Source organism: Acidovorax sp. HMWF018, assembly GCF_003061035.1.
In the GTDB taxonomy this organism is placed as follows: domain Bacteria; phylum Pseudomonadota; class Gammaproteobacteria; order Burkholderiales; family Burkholderiaceae_C; genus Acidovorax; species Acidovorax delafieldii.
In genome coordinates this window covers 4,856-20,912 of sequence record NZ_QAIM01000512.1, presented here as the reverse complement: position 1 = coordinate 20,912, position 16,057 = coordinate 4,856, and the positions used below count along the sequence as shown (strand labels likewise).

At 65.7% G+C, this 16,057-nt stretch carries 17 protein-coding genes; 4 read left to right on the top strand and 13 right to left on the bottom strand.

Annotated elements, in window-relative coordinates:
• Positions 1 to 131: 131 nt before the first annotated feature.
• Positions 132 to 773 (bottom strand): CoA transferase subunit B, encoded by a 642-nt coding sequence (locus tag DBR23_RS21785; protein WP_108499568.1) that lies wholly within the window; start codon positions 771 to 773, stop codon positions 132 to 134.
• Positions 774 to 816: 43 nt separating this feature from the next.
• Positions 817 to 1,524, bottom strand: coding sequence for a CoA transferase subunit A (locus DBR23_RS21780; RefSeq protein WP_056067750.1), 708 nt, complete (start codon positions 1,522 to 1,524; stop codon positions 817 to 819).
• Positions 1,525 to 1,599: 75 nt separating this feature from the next.
• Between DBR23_RS21780 and DBR23_RS21775 the strand changes: the two genes are divergently transcribed.
• Positions 1,600 to 2,145 carry a PAS and helix-turn-helix domain-containing protein gene (locus tag DBR23_RS21775; RefSeq protein WP_056067748.1) on the top strand — a complete coding sequence of 182 codons (546 nt, stop codon included), beginning with the start codon at positions 1,600 to 1,602 and terminating at the stop codon, positions 2,143 to 2,145.
• A 38-nt stretch (positions 2,146 to 2,183) separates the two neighbouring features.
• Here the strand turns inward: DBR23_RS21775 and pcaC are convergent, their stop codons facing one another.
• From pcaC to DBR23_RS21720, 11 genes are all read right to left on the bottom strand, one after another.
• Positions 2,184 to 2,570, bottom strand: coding sequence for a 4-carboxymuconolactone decarboxylase (pcaC, locus tag DBR23_RS21770; protein ID WP_082522567.1), 387 nt, complete (start codon positions 2,568 to 2,570; stop codon positions 2,184 to 2,186).
• A gap of 184 nt (positions 2,571 to 2,754) precedes the next feature.
• Positions 2,755 to 4,956 carry a catalase/peroxidase HPI gene (katG, locus tag DBR23_RS21765; RefSeq protein ID WP_108499567.1) on the bottom strand — a complete coding sequence of 734 codons (2,202 nt, stop codon included), beginning with the start codon at positions 4,954 to 4,956 and terminating at the stop codon, positions 2,755 to 2,757.
• Positions 4,957 to 5,130: 174 nt separating this feature from the next.
• Positions 5,131 to 6,048 carry an SMP-30/gluconolactonase/LRE family protein gene (locus DBR23_RS21760; RefSeq protein WP_108499566.1) on the bottom strand — a complete coding sequence of 306 codons (918 nt, stop codon included), beginning with the start codon at positions 6,046 to 6,048 and terminating at the stop codon, positions 5,131 to 5,133.
• Positions 6,049 to 6,069: 21 nt separating this feature from the next.
• A complete protein-coding gene (locus tag DBR23_RS21755; RefSeq protein WP_108499565.1) occupies positions 6,070 to 6,978 on the bottom strand; it encodes an amidohydrolase in 909 nt (302 codons plus the stop codon).
• A 3-nt stretch (positions 6,979 to 6,981) separates the two neighbouring features.
• The gene (locus DBR23_RS21750) at positions 6,982 to 7,938 is read right to left on the bottom strand and encodes a tripartite tricarboxylate transporter substrate binding protein (RefSeq protein ID WP_108499564.1); all 957 of its coding nucleotides are present in this window, start codon (positions 7,936 to 7,938) and stop codon (positions 6,982 to 6,984) included.
• 40 nt (positions 7,939 to 7,978) lie between these two features.
• Positions 7,979 to 8,986, bottom strand: coding sequence for a tripartite tricarboxylate transporter substrate binding protein (locus DBR23_RS21745; protein ID WP_108499563.1), 1,008 nt, complete (start codon positions 8,984 to 8,986; stop codon positions 7,979 to 7,981).
• Between the two features lie 63 nt (positions 8,987 to 9,049).
• Complete coding sequence (locus tag DBR23_RS21740) at positions 9,050 to 9,988, bottom strand: NAD(P)-dependent oxidoreductase (RefSeq protein ID WP_108499562.1); 939 nt, start codon at positions 9,986 to 9,988, stop codon at positions 9,050 to 9,052.
• Positions 9,985 to 10,671 (bottom strand): methyltransferase, encoded by a 687-nt coding sequence (locus DBR23_RS21735; protein WP_108499561.1) that lies wholly within the window; start codon positions 10,669 to 10,671, stop codon positions 9,985 to 9,987. The genes DBR23_RS21740 and DBR23_RS21735 overlap by 4 nt, the downstream gene beginning before the upstream one ends.
• A 55-nt stretch (positions 10,672 to 10,726) precedes the next feature.
• On the bottom strand, positions 10,727 to 11,746 hold the full coding sequence (locus DBR23_RS21730; protein ID WP_108499560.1) for a tripartite tricarboxylate transporter substrate binding protein: 1,020 nt from the start codon (positions 11,744 to 11,746) through the stop codon (positions 10,727 to 10,729).
• 12 nt (positions 11,747 to 11,758) lie between these two features.
• Complete coding sequence (locus DBR23_RS21725) at positions 11,759 to 12,679, bottom strand: amidohydrolase (protein WP_108499559.1); 921 nt, start codon at positions 12,677 to 12,679, stop codon at positions 11,759 to 11,761.
• A 40-nt stretch (positions 12,680 to 12,719) separates the two neighbouring features.
• Positions 12,720 to 13,727, bottom strand: coding sequence for a tripartite tricarboxylate transporter substrate binding protein (locus tag DBR23_RS21720; protein WP_108499558.1), 1,008 nt, complete (start codon positions 13,725 to 13,727; stop codon positions 12,720 to 12,722).
• A 134-nt stretch (positions 13,728 to 13,861) separates the two neighbouring features.
• Between DBR23_RS21720 and DBR23_RS21715 the strand changes: the two genes are divergently transcribed.
• From DBR23_RS21715 to DBR23_RS21705, 3 genes are all read left to right on the top strand, one after another.
• A complete protein-coding gene (locus DBR23_RS21715; protein WP_369882153.1) occupies positions 13,862 to 14,707 on the top strand; it encodes an IclR family transcriptional regulator in 846 nt (281 codons plus the stop codon).
• A 47-nt stretch (positions 14,708 to 14,754) separates the two neighbouring features.
• Positions 14,755 to 15,336 (top strand): peroxidase-related enzyme, encoded by a 582-nt coding sequence (locus DBR23_RS21710; protein ID WP_056746132.1) that lies wholly within the window; start codon positions 14,755 to 14,757, stop codon positions 15,334 to 15,336.
• Between the two features lie 8 nt (positions 15,337 to 15,344).
• Positions 15,345 to 16,057: hypothetical protein (locus tag DBR23_RS21705; RefSeq protein ID WP_056746133.1), on the top strand; the 713-nt coding region annotated here is incomplete at its 3' end.

Sequence of the window (16,057 nt, the reverse complement as noted above, 5' to 3'; positions counted from 1 at the left end):
TGTAATTGCCAGAGGCTCCATGCGGACCGCATGAGGGCTTTGTGAAAATTGCCAATGCAAAAGGCCGGGGCCCTGTGAGGGGCCCCGGCCTTTTTTGTGATGCCACTCCACTACAGGGGTGGCTCAAATGCTTATGGGATCAGCTTGACGCCGGTCTTGGCCTGCAGGGCCTCAAAAGTCACGCCGCGAGCCAGCTCCACCACCTTCAGGCCCTGGGGCGTCACGTCCATGACGGCCAGGTCGGTGATGATGCGATCCACCACACCCACGCCCGTGAGGGGCAGCGTGCACTGGGGCAGGATCTTCAGGTCTTCGGTGCCATCCTTCTTGCGCGCAACATGCTCCATGAGCACGATCACGCGCTTGACGCCAGCCACCAGGTCCATCGCGCCACCCATGCCCTTGACCATCTTGCCGGGGATCATCCAGTTGGCCAGGTCGCCCTTTTCGCTGACCTGCATGGCGCCCAAGATCGACAGGTTGATCTTGCCGCCACGGATCATGGCAAACGACTGGTCGCTGCCAAAGATGGACGAGCCCTTGATGGTCGTCACCGTCTGCTTGCCGGCATTGATCAGGTCGGCATCCACTTCGTCTTCGGTGGGAAACGGGCCGATACCCAGCATGCCGTTTTCGGACTGCAGCCACACCTCTTTGTCGGCAGGCACAAAGTTGGCCACCAGCGTGGGGATGCCAATGCCCAGGTTCACATAAAAGCCGTCTTCGAGTTCATGGGCGGCACGGGCCGCCATTTGGTCTTGACTCCACGACATAGATACTTCTCCAGCTTGTTCTGTACGGTTGTGCGGCAGCGGCTCAGACGCCCGCTTTTTCGGTGATAGTGCGCTTTTCAATGCGCTTCTCGGGCGTGGCGTTGTGCACGATGCGGTGCACATAGATGCCAGGCAGATGGATCTGGTCGGGCGCAATGGCGCCGGTTTCCACCACCTCTTCCACCTCCACGATGGTGATCTTGCCGGCTGTGGCCGCAGCGGGGTTGAAGTTGCGCGCCGTGAGGCGGAACTGCAGATTGCCCGACTTGTCGGCACGCCAGGCCTTGACCAGCGACACATCGGGCACCAGCGAACGCTCCATCACATAGGTTTCGCCATCGAACTCGCGCAGTTCCTTGCCCTCGGCCACGATAGTGCCCACGCCAGTCTTGGTGAAAAAGGCCGGGATGCCCGCACCGCCCGCACGCAGCTTTTCGGCCAGCGTGCCCTGGGGGGTGAACTCCAGCTCCAGCTCGCCAGCGAGGTACTGGCGCTCGAACTCCTTGTTCTCGCCCACATACGACGAGATCATTTTCTTGATCTGCCGGGTCTCAAGCAGCTTGCCCAGGCCAAAGCCGTCCACGCCCGCATTGTTGGAGATCACGGTCAGGTTCTTCACGCCCGAATCGCGCAGCGCGTCGATCAAGGCTTCAGGAATGCCACACAGTCCAAAGCCACCAACAGCCATGAGTTGGCCATCTGCAACCACGCCCTTCAGGGCCTCGGCTGCGGAGGGGAATAACTTGTTCACCACGATCTCCTTATGAATGGGATGCGCTACGATACTACGTACTTAAATAAGTAGTTTTCCGTAAAGATTAGCACTATGGACGTTGATTACCGACTGGCTTTCGACATGGCCCCTGTGGGGCTGGTGCTCTCGCGCAACCGCACCATGGTGGACTGCAACCGCCATGTCTGCGAAATGTTCGGCGCCTCGCGCGAAGTGCTGATCGGCCAGTCGTTCCAGATACTCTATCCCAGCGCCGACGAATATGAGCGGCTTGGGGCGCACATGGAGCCCATCCTGAACGCCAAGGGCCACTATGCGGACAACCGCATCATGAAGCGCGCCAATGGCGAAGTGTTCTGGTGCCACGTGTCCGGCCGCGCACTCAACCGCGATGCCCCGCATGAGTCCGGCATCTGGAGCTTCGAAGATCTGAGTTCGCAGCGCGCCGTGAAGGCGGAGCTGACGGGCCGTGAGCGCGAAGTAGCCGCCCGCCTGCTGGAAGGCCTGACCTCCAAGGAGATCGGTCGGGCACTGGAGATCAGCCACCGCACGGTAGAAATTTACCGTGCACGCCTCATGCGCAAGTACAACGCCTCCACCGCCGCCGACCTGGTGCACAAGCTGTTGGCAGGCGGCTGAACCTGCCCTCGAAGGACAGCACTACCGCCTTTTATTGCCTATTTGGCCGGGCCGTCGATGACTTCGGCGGCGGTGCGAAACGCCTCTACCGCCGTCGGCAGGCCGCAGTAGACGCTGGCGTGCAGCAGCACCTCCTGCAACTCCTCCGCAGTAGCGCCATTGTTCAGCGCGCCACGCACATGGCCCTTGAGTTCATGCTGCTTGCCCAGCGCGATCAACATGGAAACCGTGATGAGACTGCGGGTCTTGCGGTCCAGCCCGGGCCGCTGCCAGACATCGCCCCACGCGTTGCGCGTGATGTATTCCTGAATGGGCTGCGTGAAAGAGGTGGCGTTGCCCAGCGCACGGTCCACAAAATCGTCACCCATGACCTCGCGGCGGGTGGCCAGGCCTTTTTCGTAGTCTTTGGTCGGGGTTGGTGTCACGCGGGCTCTCCTTGAAGGGTTGGAAACATCAAGGCCCGATGGTAGCGAGCACATGCAGCGTCGCCGTCATAAAAACCACAGAAGAAAAAGCCCGGCGCGTGCAGTGCACGCACCGGGCTGGGTCAAAGCATGCTCGGCTCACCCCACGCCGTCCTTCGACGGCACGGAGCAGAGACCCTGAGGGTCAGGCGCTGGCACCGCCTGCCGCCAGGTCAAACCGGTCCAGGTTCATCACCTTGGTCCAAGCCTTGACGAAGTCCTGCACAAGCACTGCCTGCGCATCGCTGCTGGCATAGACCTCGGCCAGCGCACGCAACACCGAGTTGGAGCCAAACACCAGGTCGGCCACCGTGCCGGTCCATTTTCTGGCACCTGTGCTGCGGTCCACACCTTCCAGCACACCCGCTGCACCCGCCGACTTCTGCCATTGGGTGCGCATGTCGAGCAGGTTCACGAAGAAGTCATTGCTCAAGGTACCAACGCGCTGCGTGAAGACACCATGGGTTGCCTGCCCCACGTTGGCACCCAGCACGCGCAGGCCACCCACCAGCACCGTCATCTCCGGCGCCGTCAGCGTAAGCTGGTTGGCGCGGTCCACCAGCAGCTCGGCCACGGCGCCTTCCAGGCCAGGGCGCAGGTAGTTGCGAAAGCCATCGGCCACAGGCTCCATCACCTCGAACGACGGCACATCGGTCTGCTCTTGCGAGGCATCCGTGCGGCCAGGCGTGAAGGGAACGGTCACGTCCTGCCCTGCCTGCTTTGCGGCAGCCTCCACGGCAGCGCCACCGGCCAGCACGATCAGGTCCGCCAGCGAGATCTTCTTGCCACCCGTCTGCGCCGCATTGAACTCGCGCTGGATGGCTTCGAGCTGACCCAGCACCTTGGCCAGTTGCGCAGGCTGGTTCACAGCCCAATCCTTTTGTGGAGCCAGACGGATGCGCGCGCCGTTGGCGCCGCCCCGCTTGTCGCCGCCCCGGAACGTGGAGGCAGAGGCCCAGGCCGTGGATACCAGTTCCGAAATCGACAAGCCCGATGCCAACACCTTGGCCTTGAGCGCAGCGATGTCCTGCGCGTTCACCAGCGCATGGTCCACGGCAGGCACAGGGTCTTGCCAGACCAGCACTTCGGCGGGCACCTCCGGCCCCAGATAGCGGGCACGCGGCCCCATGTCACGGTGCGTGAGCTTGAACCAGGCACGCGCAAATGCATCGGCAAACTGCTCGGGGTTCGCCAAAAAGCGGCGCGAGATCTTTTCGTAGGCCGGGTCAAAGCGCAGCGACAGGTCGGTGGTGAGCATGGTGGGCACCAGCTTTTTCGACGGGTCGTGTGCGTGCGGGATCGTCGCTGCAGCCCCCTTGGCCGTCCACTGGTGGGCACCGGCCGGGCTCTTGGTCAGCTCCCATTCGTAGCCAAACAGGTTCTCAAAATAGTTGTTGCTCCACTGCGTAGGCGTGGTGGTCCAGGTCACTTCCAGGCCGCTGGTGATCGTATCGCCGCCCTTGCCTGAGCCATGACTGCTCTTCCAGCCCAGGCCCTGCTCTTCGATGCCTGCGCCTTCGGGCTCCTTGCCCACCAGGGCAGCATCGCCTGCGCCGTGGGTCTTGCCAAAGGTGTGGCCGCCAGCTATCAGCGCCACGGTTTCTTCATCGTCCATGGCCATGCGCGCAAAGGTGTCGCGGATGTCGCGCGCGGCAGCGAGGGGGTCGGGGTTGCCGTTCGGGCCTTCGGGGTTCACATAAATCAGGCCCATCTGCACGGCGGCCAGGGGGTTGGCCAGATCGCGCTCACCGCTGTAGCGCTTGTCGCTGCCCAGCCAAGTCGACTCAGCGCCCCAATACACGTTCTCATCGGGTTCCCACACGTCGGGGCGCCCACCGGCAAAGCCAAAGGTCTTGAAGCCCATGGATTCGAGCGCCACGTTGCCCGTCAGAATCATCAAATCGGCCCACGAAATCTTGCGGCCATATTTCTGCTTGACGGGCCAGAGCAGGCGGCGCGCCTTGTCCAGATTGGCGTTGTCGGGCCAGCTGTTGAGCGGCGCAAAGCGCTGCTGCCCTGCCCCGGCGCCACCCCGGCCGTCGGCCAGGCGGTAGGTGCCCGCGCTGTGCCACGCCATGCGCACAAACAGCGGCCCATAGTGGCCAAAGTCTGCGGGCCACCAGTCCTGCGAGTCGGTCATCAGCGCCCGCAGGTCGGCCTTCACGGCCGCCAGGTCAAGGCTCTTGAATTCCTCGGCGTAGTTGAAGCCCTCTCCCATCGGGTCGGTGAGCGGGGAGTTCTGGTTCAGGGGGCGGAGATTGAGCTGGTTGGGCCACCAGTCGGCATTGCGGGGGCCCGTGGGCACGGCCTTGGTGTGGTCAAAGGGGCATTTGGCTTCGGTCGTCATGGGTCATCTCCTGTGAAATCGCGTCGGCAAAACGTATCGACAGGGCAGATGGTAGGAAGCAAACCATGACAGGTAAATTGAATCGATTGAATCCCATTAATAGCCAATATCAATGGATCATCATCCTTTCATTGATTTCGTTGCGATACCCAGACAAGTTGAGGCTGGGCAGCGTCAACGCGAACGCGCCAGCAGCAGCCCAGGTGCCCCCATGTCAGCCCGCAGGATGCGGCCATGGGTCGAGTCGGTGACATACACCGTAGTACGCCCTGTCCCGCCAAACGCCAGGTTGGTGGTCGAACTGCCCGGTGCGCCGCGCAGCACCTGCACGGGCTCGGCCCGGTGGTTCAGCACCCACACGTAGCCCAGGCCCGGGTTGGCCACCAGCAGGTGACCCTCGGCATCCACGGCCAGGCCGTCGGGGCCGCTGGGGCCGTAAGACGTAAAGAACTGGCTCACCTTGGCCACACTGCCATCCGGAAGGAGCGGCACGCGCCACACGCAGTTGCCACGCGTCACGGCCAGGTACAACACGCGACCGTCGGGCGACAGGGCCACGCCGTTGGGGCTGGGCACGTTGTGCAGCAGCAAGTCGAGCTGACCATTGGGCCGCAGACGATACAGGCGGCCACTCGGGTCGTGCAGGCCGCTTTGGCCCTGGTCGGTGAAGTAGAGGTTGCCTTCGGCGTCAAAGATCAGGTCATTCACGCCCTTGAAGCGCTCGCTGTTGCGGCGCTGCAGGTACGGGGTGACCGCACCCGTGGCTACATCCAGTTGCATCAGGCCGTTTTTGTAGTCGGTGATGAGCAGCGTGCCGGGCTTCAAGAACTTGAGACCGTTGGGCTCGCCGTCGTACTCGGCCACCAGCGCCCAGTCGCCCTGCGGGTTGATGCGAAAGACGCGGCCCCAGGGGATGTCGCTGACGTAGAGGTTGCCTGCGTCGTCGAACACCGGGCCTTCCAGAAAAGAATCGGTGATGGTGCCGCCCCGGTTGGCGTCGGCCCAGTCGCTGCGCTCGCGGCGACGAAAGGGCTCGGGCATGGCGGTGAAGACATCGAGGTCTCGGACTTCAGGGGCTTGAAGCAAAAACATGGTGGGGTCTTTCCAATTCGTTCAGGCGGCGGGAACGGCATCGAAACCATACAGCCGCGCCGGGTTGTCGACCAGGATGCGGTCCATGGCCGCGTCGCTGCCGGCCCAGGCCTTCAGCAGGTCCACCAAATCGGCATCGTTCACGGTGCCGGGCGCCTCGGTGGTGTGCGGCCAGTCGCTGCCCCACACCAGGCGATCCGGCGCGGCTTGCACCAGGGCCTGGCCCAGCGGCAGGGTGTCGGCGTAGCTGGGGCCATGTACGGCTGAGCGCATGTAGGCGCCCGAGAGCTTGACCCAGGTGTTGCCACCATCGAGCAAACCACGCACCACGCCGTAGGCCTCCGCAGCCGGGCCTTCGGCGGGATCGATACGGCCCAGGTGGTCGATGACCAGGGGCACAGGCAGCTTATGCAAATGGGGCGCGAGGGCGATGAGCTGCTCCGGCTGCGCAAAGATCTGGATGTGCCAGCCCGCGCACGCCGGGTGCTCGGCCACCTTGCGCGCCAGCGTGGCCAGCATGGCGGGCGTGGTGGTGCCCCACGATTGGGGCGAGACGAAATTGACCCGCAGCCCGCGCACGCGACGTGCGGCCAGGTGGGCCAGCTCGTCGGCACTTACGCTGTCATCCACCACGGCCACGCCGCGTGCAGCGTCGCCCAACTGGTCCAGCGCATCCAGCGTGCAGGCGTTGTCGGTGCCGTAGGTCGATGGCGTGACCACCACCGTGCGCGTGGTGCCCAGGCGCGCCTGCAGTTGCCGGTACACCGCCACGGGCGCCACTGGCGGAGTGCGCGGCCAATGGGCTGACGGCGCAAAGCGCGGGTCAAAGATGTGCATGTGGCTGTCGCACGCGCCGGGCGGCAGCTGGCGCTGCGGGCGGTTCAGTCCCACGGAGTGCGACACGGGCGTGGTCAGCGCTGGCAAAGGCATGGGTCAGTCGAGTTTGATATTGCCCTTCTTCACGACCTCGCCCCACTTCGCGTCTTCCTTCTTCAGGAAGGCGGCAAAGTCTGCGGGCGTCGAACCGATGGGCTGGGCGCCCAGGTCGGCCAGGCGCTGCTTCACTTCGTCTTCTTTCAGCACCTCTTGCAGGGCCTGCTGCAGTTTGGTGGCCACGTCCGCAGGCACGCCCGCAGGCAGAAACACGCCGTTCCACTCATAGGCCTCGTAGCCGGGGATGGCCGCCTCGGCCACCGTGGGCACATCGGGCAGGCGTTTGGAACGCTCAGGGGCCGACACGGCCAGCGCGCGCAGCTTGCCACCCGCCACATGCGGGTAGGTGGCGGCCACGGTGCCGAACATGAAGTCCACCTGGCCGGCCATCACATCGGTGATGGCAGGGCCGCCGCTCTTGTAGGGCACATGCACCATATCGAGGCCCAGCTTCTGGGCCATCAGCTCCGCCGCCAGGCGCTGCACCGTGCCGCTGCCGCCTGAGGCAAAGTTGATCTTGCCTGGCTGGGCCTTGGCCTTGGCAATCAGCTCGCCCACGTTTTTGTAGGGTGCATCGGCCTTCACGATGAGCACGTTGGGCGCCAGCAGCACCAGCGACAGCGGCTGCAGTGCGTTGGCGGCATACGGCATCTTGGGGAACAGGTGCGGGTTGATGGAGTACGGCGTGGCGTCGTAGAGCATGGTGTAGCCGTCTGCCGGGGCCTTGGCCACAAAGCTGGCGCCAATGGTGCCGCTGGCACCGGCCTTGTTGTCCACGATCACGCTGCCGCCGAGCTTGGCGCCCAGGCGGGTGGCCACCACACGGGCCACGGCATCGGCCGCGCCACCGGGGGCGTAGGGCACGACGATGGTGATGGGCCGCTCGGGGAAGGCGGCGTGGGCCACGCCAGCGGCCAGGGCGCAGGCGGCGATCAGGGGTTTGAGGAAGCGAAACATGCGTGTCTCCAATCAGTTCTAGGTTCTACAACAGGGCGGCTCAATCTGCTTTGAGATCGAGCGCTTTGGCAATCTGGCTATACGTCGCAGCTTCGCGGGCCACACGGGTCGCAAAGGTATTGCCACACACCGATTCGGCATCCATCCCTAGGCCGCGCAGCTTGTCAGCGGCCGATTCGCTCTTGGCAAAGTCGGCGGCCGTGCGCTCCAGCGCCTGGGCGATGGGCTCGGGCAAGCCCGCCGGGGCCAGCACGCCGTACCACACGTCGGCAGCGTAGTTGCCACCTCCTGCCTCGGCAAACGTGGGCACCTCGGGCACCAAGGCAGAGCGCTGGGGCGCGCCCACGGCCAGCGCGCGCAGCTTGCCGCTCTTGATCTGCGGCAGCACCGAACCCAGCGTGGCAAACGAGCTGTCGAGCTGGCCGCCCATCAGGTCGGTCACCACGGGCGCGGCGCCCTTGTAGGGCACGTGGTTGAGCTGCAGGCCCTGGGCGCGGGCAAAGATCTCGGTGGCAAAGTGGCCTGAGCTGCCCACCCCTGCTGTGCCTGCTGTCACGCGGCCGGGCTCGGCGCGGGCCTTGGCCTGGTAATCGGCCAGTGTCTTGACCGGCAGGCTGGGGGTCACCACCAGCACCGTGGGGCTGCTGGCCACCGTGCACAGGGGGCGGAAGGACTTCACCGCATCGAACTTGACGCGGCCCTGGTACAGCGCCGGAATCATGGTGTGGTTGGTGGCACCGAACAGCAGCGTGTATCCATCGGCCGGGGCGCTGGCCACGGCCTGGGCGGCAATGATGGTGCCCGCGCCGGGCTTGTTGTCGATGATGAAGGGCTGGCCCAGCGCCTTGCTGGCGTGGTCGGCAAACGCACGCGCCACCACGTCGGTGGGGCCACCTGCGGCAAAGCCCACCACCAGCTTCACGGGCTTGGTCGGATAGGCTGCTGCGCCCGTTTGCGCGCAGGCGGCGCCAGACGCTACTAAAACAATAGCTTCCAGCGCATGATTGACTAGCGCAAGAGGCCTATTTTTCTTGAAATTGCGTGCCATGGTCTGTTGTCTCCTGTGCGGCCGGGCACCCTGCCGGGCCATGTTCTTGGGGCAGGCCGGCGCTCAGGCGACGGCTACTGCATGCGGTGCACGTGCCAGCACGGCCAGCAGGTTCTGGGCGGCGCCCACGCCCATGTTCACGTAGGCATCGCTCGTCACACCGCCAATGTGAGGGCTAAGGACGAAGTTCTTCTCGCCCTGGAAGGGGTGGCCCGCCGTCATCGGCTCCACCGCAAAGCTGTCGAGCCCCGCCGCCATCACCTGGCCCGAGCGTACGGCGGCCAGCAGCGCGGCCTCCTCGATCAGTCCGCCGCGTGCCGTGTTCACCACGATCACGCCGCGCTTGCACTGCGCCAGCGTGGTGGCGTTCAGCAGGTTGCGGTTGTCGTCGGTCAGCGGACAGTGCAACGAGATGGCATCGGATTCGCGCCAGATCGTCTCCAGGTCCACCGCCTGCACATAAGCGGGCAGGTTCTTGGCAAACGGATCGAAGCCGATCACGCGCATGCCCAGGGCGTCGGCCATCTTGGCAAAACGCAGGCCGATGGCGCCCAGACCCACCAGGCCCACGGTGCGGCCGCCCAGCTCCAGGCTCTTGTGCGTGGCCTTGTCCCAGTGGCCAGCGTGCATGCGCGCATCCAATGCCACCACCGACTTGGCACAGGCCAGCAGCAGCGCCAGCGCCTGTTCGGCCACGGCGGCCGCGTTGGCGCCCACGGCGGCCACCACTTCAATGCCACGGGCCTTGGCCGCCACCTTGTCGATGGTGTCGGTGCCGCTGCCGTGCTTGGAGATGACTTTGAGCGCGGGGGCCGCGTCCATCACCGAAGCGCCCACCTTGCCGTAGCGCACGATGATGGCCATGGGGTTGTGCGCGCGGCACAGGGCCACCATGTCCTCTTCCGTCGGCGTCTTGCCTGCGTAGACGATCTCGTAGCCTGTGAGCAGGTCGAGGGCTTGTTGCGCCAGGTCGGCGCCTGTGACGATGATGGTTTGGCTCACAGCGATTCCCCTTCCTTCAAAACGCCTGCGGCGCGCAGGGCGGCGGGCAGCCATTTCGATGCGGTGTTGCCACGGGCGATGGCTTCGATACGGGCGGCTTCGTCGGCCACCTTCTTGTCGGCCAGGGCCAGCATGGCGGGGGCTTTTTCGCGCTCGATGACGACCACGCCATCGGCGTCGCCCACCACCAGGTCACCCGGGTTCACCACCGCGCCACCGGCGCTGATGGGGTGGTTGATGCGGCCGGGCACGTACTTGGTGGGCCCTGCGGGGTTGAAGCCAGCGCTGAACACGGGGAAGTCCAGCTCCAGAATTTCCAGCTTGTCGCGGATGGCGGCGTCCACGATCACACCCGCGAGGCCGCGCTTCTTGCAGGCGCTGAGCATCAGCGTGCCCATCAGCGCCGCCGTCTGGTCGCCCTTGCCATCAATCACCAGCACGTCACCCGGCTGGGCCAGGGCGATGGCGGCGTGGATCATGAGGTTGTCGCCGGGGCGCACTTCCACGGTGAAGGCAGGGCCTGCCACCTTCATGGACTGGTGCACGGGCGCCACGCGGCCATGCATGGTGCCGCGGCGGCCTGCCACGTCGGCCAGGATGGCGGCTTGGTAGGTAGCGGCCCGGGCAACAACGTCGCCGCTCACGCGGTCGATGGTGCGGATGATTTCAGGGAGTTGGCTCATGGGACGGTCCGGTTGAACGATGGAATGAAGAAAGGAAATAAGAGAACTGCGGTGGTCAGTCGGCCTTGATGCCGCCTTCTTTGATCACCTTGGCCCACTTGGCAGAGTCGGCCTTCTGCAGGTCGCCCAGCTGCTGGGGCGTGCCGCCCACCAGCGTCACGCCCAGCTTGTCGGCCAGGGCAATGAGGGCGGGGTCTTTCAGCGTGGCGGCAATCTCGCGGTTCAGGCGCTGCACGACGGCGGCGGGCGTCTTGGCGGGCGCAAACACGGCCTGCCACTGCTCCACCACAAAGTCCTTGAGCCCCGCCTCGCCCATGCTGGGCACGGCAGGCAGGGCCTTGAGGCGCTGGGCGGACGTGACGGCCAGGGCGCGCAACTTGCCCGATTGCACATGCGGCAGTGCAGCGGCTGCGGGGGCAAACATGAACTGCACCTGCTCGGCCAGCGTGTCTTGCAGCGCGGGGGTGTCGCCCTTGTAGGGCACATGGATGAAGCGCGCGCCGGTTTGCTGCTGCAGCAGCTCGCCCTGCATTTGCAAGATGGTGCCGTTGCCGCCCGAGGCAAACGCCAGCTTGCCCGGCTGGGCCTTGGCGGCGGCCAGCAAGTCGGCCACCGTCTTGAAGGGCTGGTTGGCGCCCACCACCAGGATGTGGGGGATGGTGCCCACGGTGATCACGGGCTCGAACGCCGTGATGTGGTCGTAGGGCAGCTTGGCCATCAGGTGCGGGGCAATGGCCTGCGGGCCGATGGACGTGCCCAGCAGCGTGAGCCCGTCGGGTGCCGCCTTGGCCACGTAGGCCGCGCCAATGGTGCCCGTGGCCCCAGCCTTGTTGTCCACGATGACGTTGGTGGACAGCGCCGCGCCCAGCTTGAGGGCGATGTTGCGGCCCAGCACATCGGTGCTGCCACCGGCGGGGTAAGGCACCACCCAGGTGATGAGCTTGCCCGCAGGCCAATCGTTTTGCGCCCAGGCGGGCAGCCCCGTCCCCACACCTGCGCCCGCAAGGGCCAGGGTGGTCAACAGGTGGCGGCGCTGCGCGCCGTGCGTGGAAAGGGGAGGTACCAAAGAGGTCATGGTGCAAGGCCCTCAGACAGGGGTGGGGGATGAAGAAGTCGAGACCGGCGGGAAGCCGTAAAGCGCGGCAGGGCTGGTGACCAGCACGCGGCGCAGGGCATCCGCACCGGCCTGATCGCACCAGCGCGCCAGGGTGTCGATTTGCAATGCGTCGTCCGGCACGGGGTGCAGGCCAGCGCTGGCAGTGGCATGGGGCCAGTCGCTGCCCCACAGCACGCGCTCAGGCGCCGCACGCAAGTAGCTGGCGGCCAGTGCATCGAGCGCCGGGTCGTCCACCGCGTGGGTGGCGCTGACGATGTAGCCGCCCGAGAGCTTGACCCAGGCCCTGCCCTCGCCCATCAGCTGCAGCAGCAGTGCGTGGGCTGGGTGCTTCCCGGCTTGCTCGGGTGCGATGCGCCCCAGGTGGTCGAACACCAGGGGCACGGGCGCGCTGCGCAGCACATCGCCCAGCGTGGCCAGCACATCGGGTGCCATCAGCAATTGCAAATGCCAGCCCCAGGGCGCAATGCGCCGGGCCAGCGGCAGGATGGCATCCACAGAACCGGTGACGCCCAGCGACAGGTTCAGCCGCACGCCGCGCACGCCCACGTCGTGCAGGGCTTGCAGCTGGGCATCGCTCTCGCTGCCATCGATCACGGCCACGCCCCGGGCCTGCGTACCCAACGCGGCCAGGCCCTGCAACATGCAGCGGTTGTCCGAACCGTAGGTGGATGGCGTGACCAGCACCGTGCGCTCGGTGCCCAGGCGCTGCTGCAGCGCGCGGTAGTCGCTGGCCGACGCGTCGGGCGGCAACAGCCTGGCGCCGGGCGCAGCAGGAAAGCGCTGGTCGTACACATGCACGTGGCAGTCGCACGCCGTCGCAGGCAGTGCGGTACGGGGCGCCGTCGTTCCCAGCGAGAACGGTACGGGCGTGACAAGGCGATCGCGGGTCATGGCGACGGGCAGTCAGCGGGGGATGAACGTGGCGGCTCGATCAGTCCAGGCTGGCGCCAGAGTCCTTCACGATCTTGGACCAGCGGGGCACTTCGGTGCGCAGCAGTGCCGCAAACTGCTCGGACGCGCCCCCGAGGATGTCGCCGCCTTCAGAGCGCAGCTTGTCCGCCACGTCCGGTTGCTTGAGGGCCTGGTTGATGGCCTTGTTCAGCTGCGCCACGATGGCTGCAGGCGTGCCCGCAGGGGCCAGCACACCGAACCAGGTCACGGCCTCAAAGCCCTTGAACCCGGACTCCGCCAGCGTGGGCACATCGGGCAACTGCGCCGAGCGCTGGGCCGATGTGATGGCAATGACCTTGAGCTTGCCGTTGCGCACATGGCCCAGCAGCGTGGGCACGGACGACATGTACAGGTCAATCTGCCCGCCCATCAGGTCCGTCATGGCCTGCGCCGCGCCCTTGTAGGGAATGTGGCGCAGCTGAATACCTGCAGCGTTCTCGGCCAGTTCACCGGCCAGGTGGGCGACGGTGCCGTTGCCCGAGTAGCCCAGCGTCAGCGCCTCGGGCTTGCCCTTGGAGGCAGCCACCACATCAGCAAAGGTCTTGAACCGCGAGTTGACGGGCACGGCCATCACGATGGGCGAGGACGACACCAGCGCCACGGGCACCAGGTCCTTGAGCGGGTCGTAGGGCAGCTTCTTGTACAGCGTGGGGTTGATGGCGAGGTTGCTGGTCTGCCCCATCACCAGCGTGTAGCCGTCCGGGTCGGACTTGGCCACAGCGTCCACTCCCAGGTTGCCGCCGGCGCCGGGGCGGTTGTCCACGATCACGCTCCATTTGTTCTGGTCGGCCATCTTTTGCGCCACGGCGCGGGCGATCATGTCGGTGCCACCGCCGGGGGGGAACGGAACAATCAGGCGGATGGCCTTGGCGGGGTAGGCCGTCTGCGCCTGCGCTCCGCCATGGGGCACGGCCACAGCCGCAAGGCCCAGGAAAGCGGCACACAGGCGCGCGCTCAAAGAACGTGAAAGCGATGAAAAAGCGGTCATGGATTTGTCTCCGTTATGGTGGTTCGTCACGCCGGTCTGCAAGGGCCTGTTCGGGCCTGGCGCCGTGGTGTGCGAATGTACGCACGCGTTTCAACCCATACAATGCAGTTGCACACAATGAAACGAATTGCGCCATGAGCAACCAGCCCTCTTCACCCGCGCGCCCTGCCCCGCGCAAGGCCGTCAAGCCGAATACCACCATGGCTGTGACCGATGAAAGCGCAGACGCGCCGACGGATGCCGCGCCCAAGGACACCGGTGGCGTGATCGCCGTGACGCGTGCCCTGCAGGTGCTGGAGGCCTTCGCGCTGGGCGAGTCCAGCCTGTCCCTGGCGGAGCTGAGCCGCCGCTGCAGCCTTCACAAGACCACAGTGCTGCGCTTGGCCCGCACGCTGGCGCAATCCGGGTTCATGGTGCAGCGCGAAGACGGCGACTGGCGCCTGGGCCCGGCCGCAGGCTGGCTGGGCGCGCGCTACCAAGCGGGTTTTGACGTACAGAACGTGCTGGAGCCTGCGCTGCGTGAACTGACCGTTGCCACGGGCGAAAGCGCTGCGTTTTACGTGCGTGAAGGCAATGTGCGCACCTGCCTCGTGCGCGTGGAGGGCCCGCAGGCGCTGCGCCACCACGCCCGCATGGGCGAAGGACTGCCGCTGGACAAGGGTTCACCGGGCCGCGTGATCCTGGCGTTTTCGGGCGAGCCGGGCAAAGCCTATGAAGATATCCGCAAGAAGGGCTACCACTGGTCCATTGGTGAACGGGAACAGGGCGTGGCCACCGTGTCGGCGCCAGTGTTTGGCATGCACTGGCGGCTCATGGGCTCGGTGTGCATCTCAGGCCCGGCCTCGCGTTTGCCCGCCGAAAAGCTCGAAGCGCTGGCGCACACCGTGGTCGCTGCAGCGACACAGTTGTCCTACGCACTGGCAGGGAGTTCGGCCGCGCCGGCCCATGCCCCCGTGCGGGCGACGCAATGGCATCCCTGATACTTGCATCCGTTATCCACCCCACACAAAAAACCGAGGAGACTGCCGTGAGCCGCTACCCCTTCCCCGACCTGAACACCCTGCCCGAGGACATCCGCGCGCGGATTCTTGAAGTGCAGGAGAAGGCGGGATTCATCCCCAACGTGTTCCTCGCGTTTGCCCGCCGACCAGCGGAATGGCGTGCATTCTTTGCGTACCACGACGCGCTCATGCTCAAGGAAGAAGGCAGCCTGACCAAGGGCGAGCGCGAGATGATCGTCACCACCACCAGCGCGGCCAATCAGTGCCTGTATTGCGTGGTGGCGCATGGCGCGATCCTGCGCATCTACGAGAAGAAGCCGCTCATCGCCGACCAGGTGGCGGTGAACTACCGCAAGGCGGACATCAGCCCCCGGGAGCGGGCCATGCTCGACTTCGCCATGAAGGTGTGCCAGAACGCCCACGAGATCGACGACGCCGATTTCGAGGCCCTGCACCCCCATGGTTTCGATGACGAGGACATCTGGGACATCGCCGCCATCACGGCATTCTTTGGCCTGTCCAACCGCATGGCCAGCTTTGCGGGCATGCAGCCCAACCCAGAGTTCTATCTGATGGGCCGTGTGCCCAAGGCCAAGCCTGCGGCCTGATCCAAACCATGCGCTCCGCACGAACGATCTGGCTTTGGGTGCTGGCCGCCCCTGCGGTACAGGCCGCAGGGTTTGGGCCACCGGAGGGCACGCTGCCCTTTCACCCTTTGACTGTGGCCGTGCCCGCTGGCGCGCTGTCGCCGTTGCGGTCCGCCTCGCTCTTCCGCGAAGAGTCCAGCACGGGGGCGGCGCCCACTTACTACCTCGGTGCGGGTGTTGCAGGCTCGCGCCTGCAAATCCCTGACTCGCCGGGCGCTACGGCGTGGCAGGTCGTACCCACCGCCGATTGCGTACGCCTGGAGCCCGTGCCCCCCGCACTGCTGCACACCCCATCCGTGCAGGCAGTGCTGGTGCAACAGAATCCGCTGCCCATGGAGTGCGCTGCGGCCTTCGAGGGGAGCTGTACCAGCCGTGACGACAAACTGCGCATCACCACGACCTTCGAGGGCCGGCGCCGCGCGGCGCGCGTGGGTGGCGGCTTTTTCGGCACCGAAGGCACCATAGACACCACCTTCTACACGGGTGTGCGCACCCTCAGCATCGAACACCTGCCCAGCCGTCTTGTGCTGCGCATGCAAGAACGCCTGAACAACAGCAACGGCTACAGCGCACCGCAGACAGCCATCCGGTATTTGCCAGAGCTGCAGCGCCTTTTGCTGCTGGGCGCCTCAGAGGCACAGGGCATGCCTCTGGCGCAATGTGTTGCCCTGCCCCCACGATA

Excerpts from the sequence above, each read along its gene's own strand:
- DBR23_RS21785 (WP_108499568.1), bottom strand. The coding sequence starts at position 773 with ATGTCGTGGAGTCAAGACCAAATGGCGGCCCGTGCCGCCCATGAACTC.
- DBR23_RS21775 (WP_056067748.1), top strand. The coding sequence starts at position 1,600 with ATGGACGTTGATTACCGACTGGCTTTCGACATGGCCCCTGTGGGGCTG.
- katG (WP_108499567.1), bottom strand. The coding sequence starts at position 4,956 with ATGACGACCGAAGCCAAATGCCCCTTTGACCACACCAAGGCCGTGCCC.
- DBR23_RS21760 (WP_108499566.1), bottom strand. The coding sequence starts at position 6,048 with ATGTTTTTGCTTCAAGCCCCTGAAGTCCGAGACCTCGATGTCTTCACC.
- DBR23_RS21755 (WP_108499565.1), bottom strand. The coding sequence starts at position 6,978 with ATGCCTTTGCCAGCGCTGACCACGCCCGTGTCGCACTCCGTGGGACTG.
- DBR23_RS21750 (WP_108499564.1), bottom strand. The coding sequence starts at position 7,938 with ATGTTTCGCTTCCTCAAACCCCTGATCGCCGCCTGCGCCCTGGCCGCT.
- DBR23_RS21745 (WP_108499563.1), bottom strand. The coding sequence starts at position 8,986 with ATGGCACGCAATTTCAAGAAAAATAGGCCTCTTGCGCTAGTCAATCAT.
- DBR23_RS21735 (WP_108499561.1), bottom strand. The coding sequence starts at position 10,671 with ATGAGCCAACTCCCTGAAATCATCCGCACCATCGACCGCGTGAGCGGC.
- DBR23_RS21730 (WP_108499560.1), bottom strand. The coding sequence starts at position 11,746 with ATGACCTCTTTGGTACCTCCCCTTTCCACGCACGGCGCGCAGCGCCGC.
- DBR23_RS21725 (WP_108499559.1), bottom strand. The coding sequence starts at position 12,679 with ATGACCCGCGATCGCCTTGTCACGCCCGTACCGTTCTCGCTGGGAACG.
- DBR23_RS21720 (WP_108499558.1), bottom strand. The coding sequence starts at position 13,727 with ATGACCGCTTTTTCATCGCTTTCACGTTCTTTGAGCGCGCGCCTGTGT.
- DBR23_RS21715 (WP_369882153.1), top strand. The coding sequence starts at position 13,862 with ATGAGCAACCAGCCCTCTTCACCCGCGCGCCCTGCCCCGCGCAAGGCC.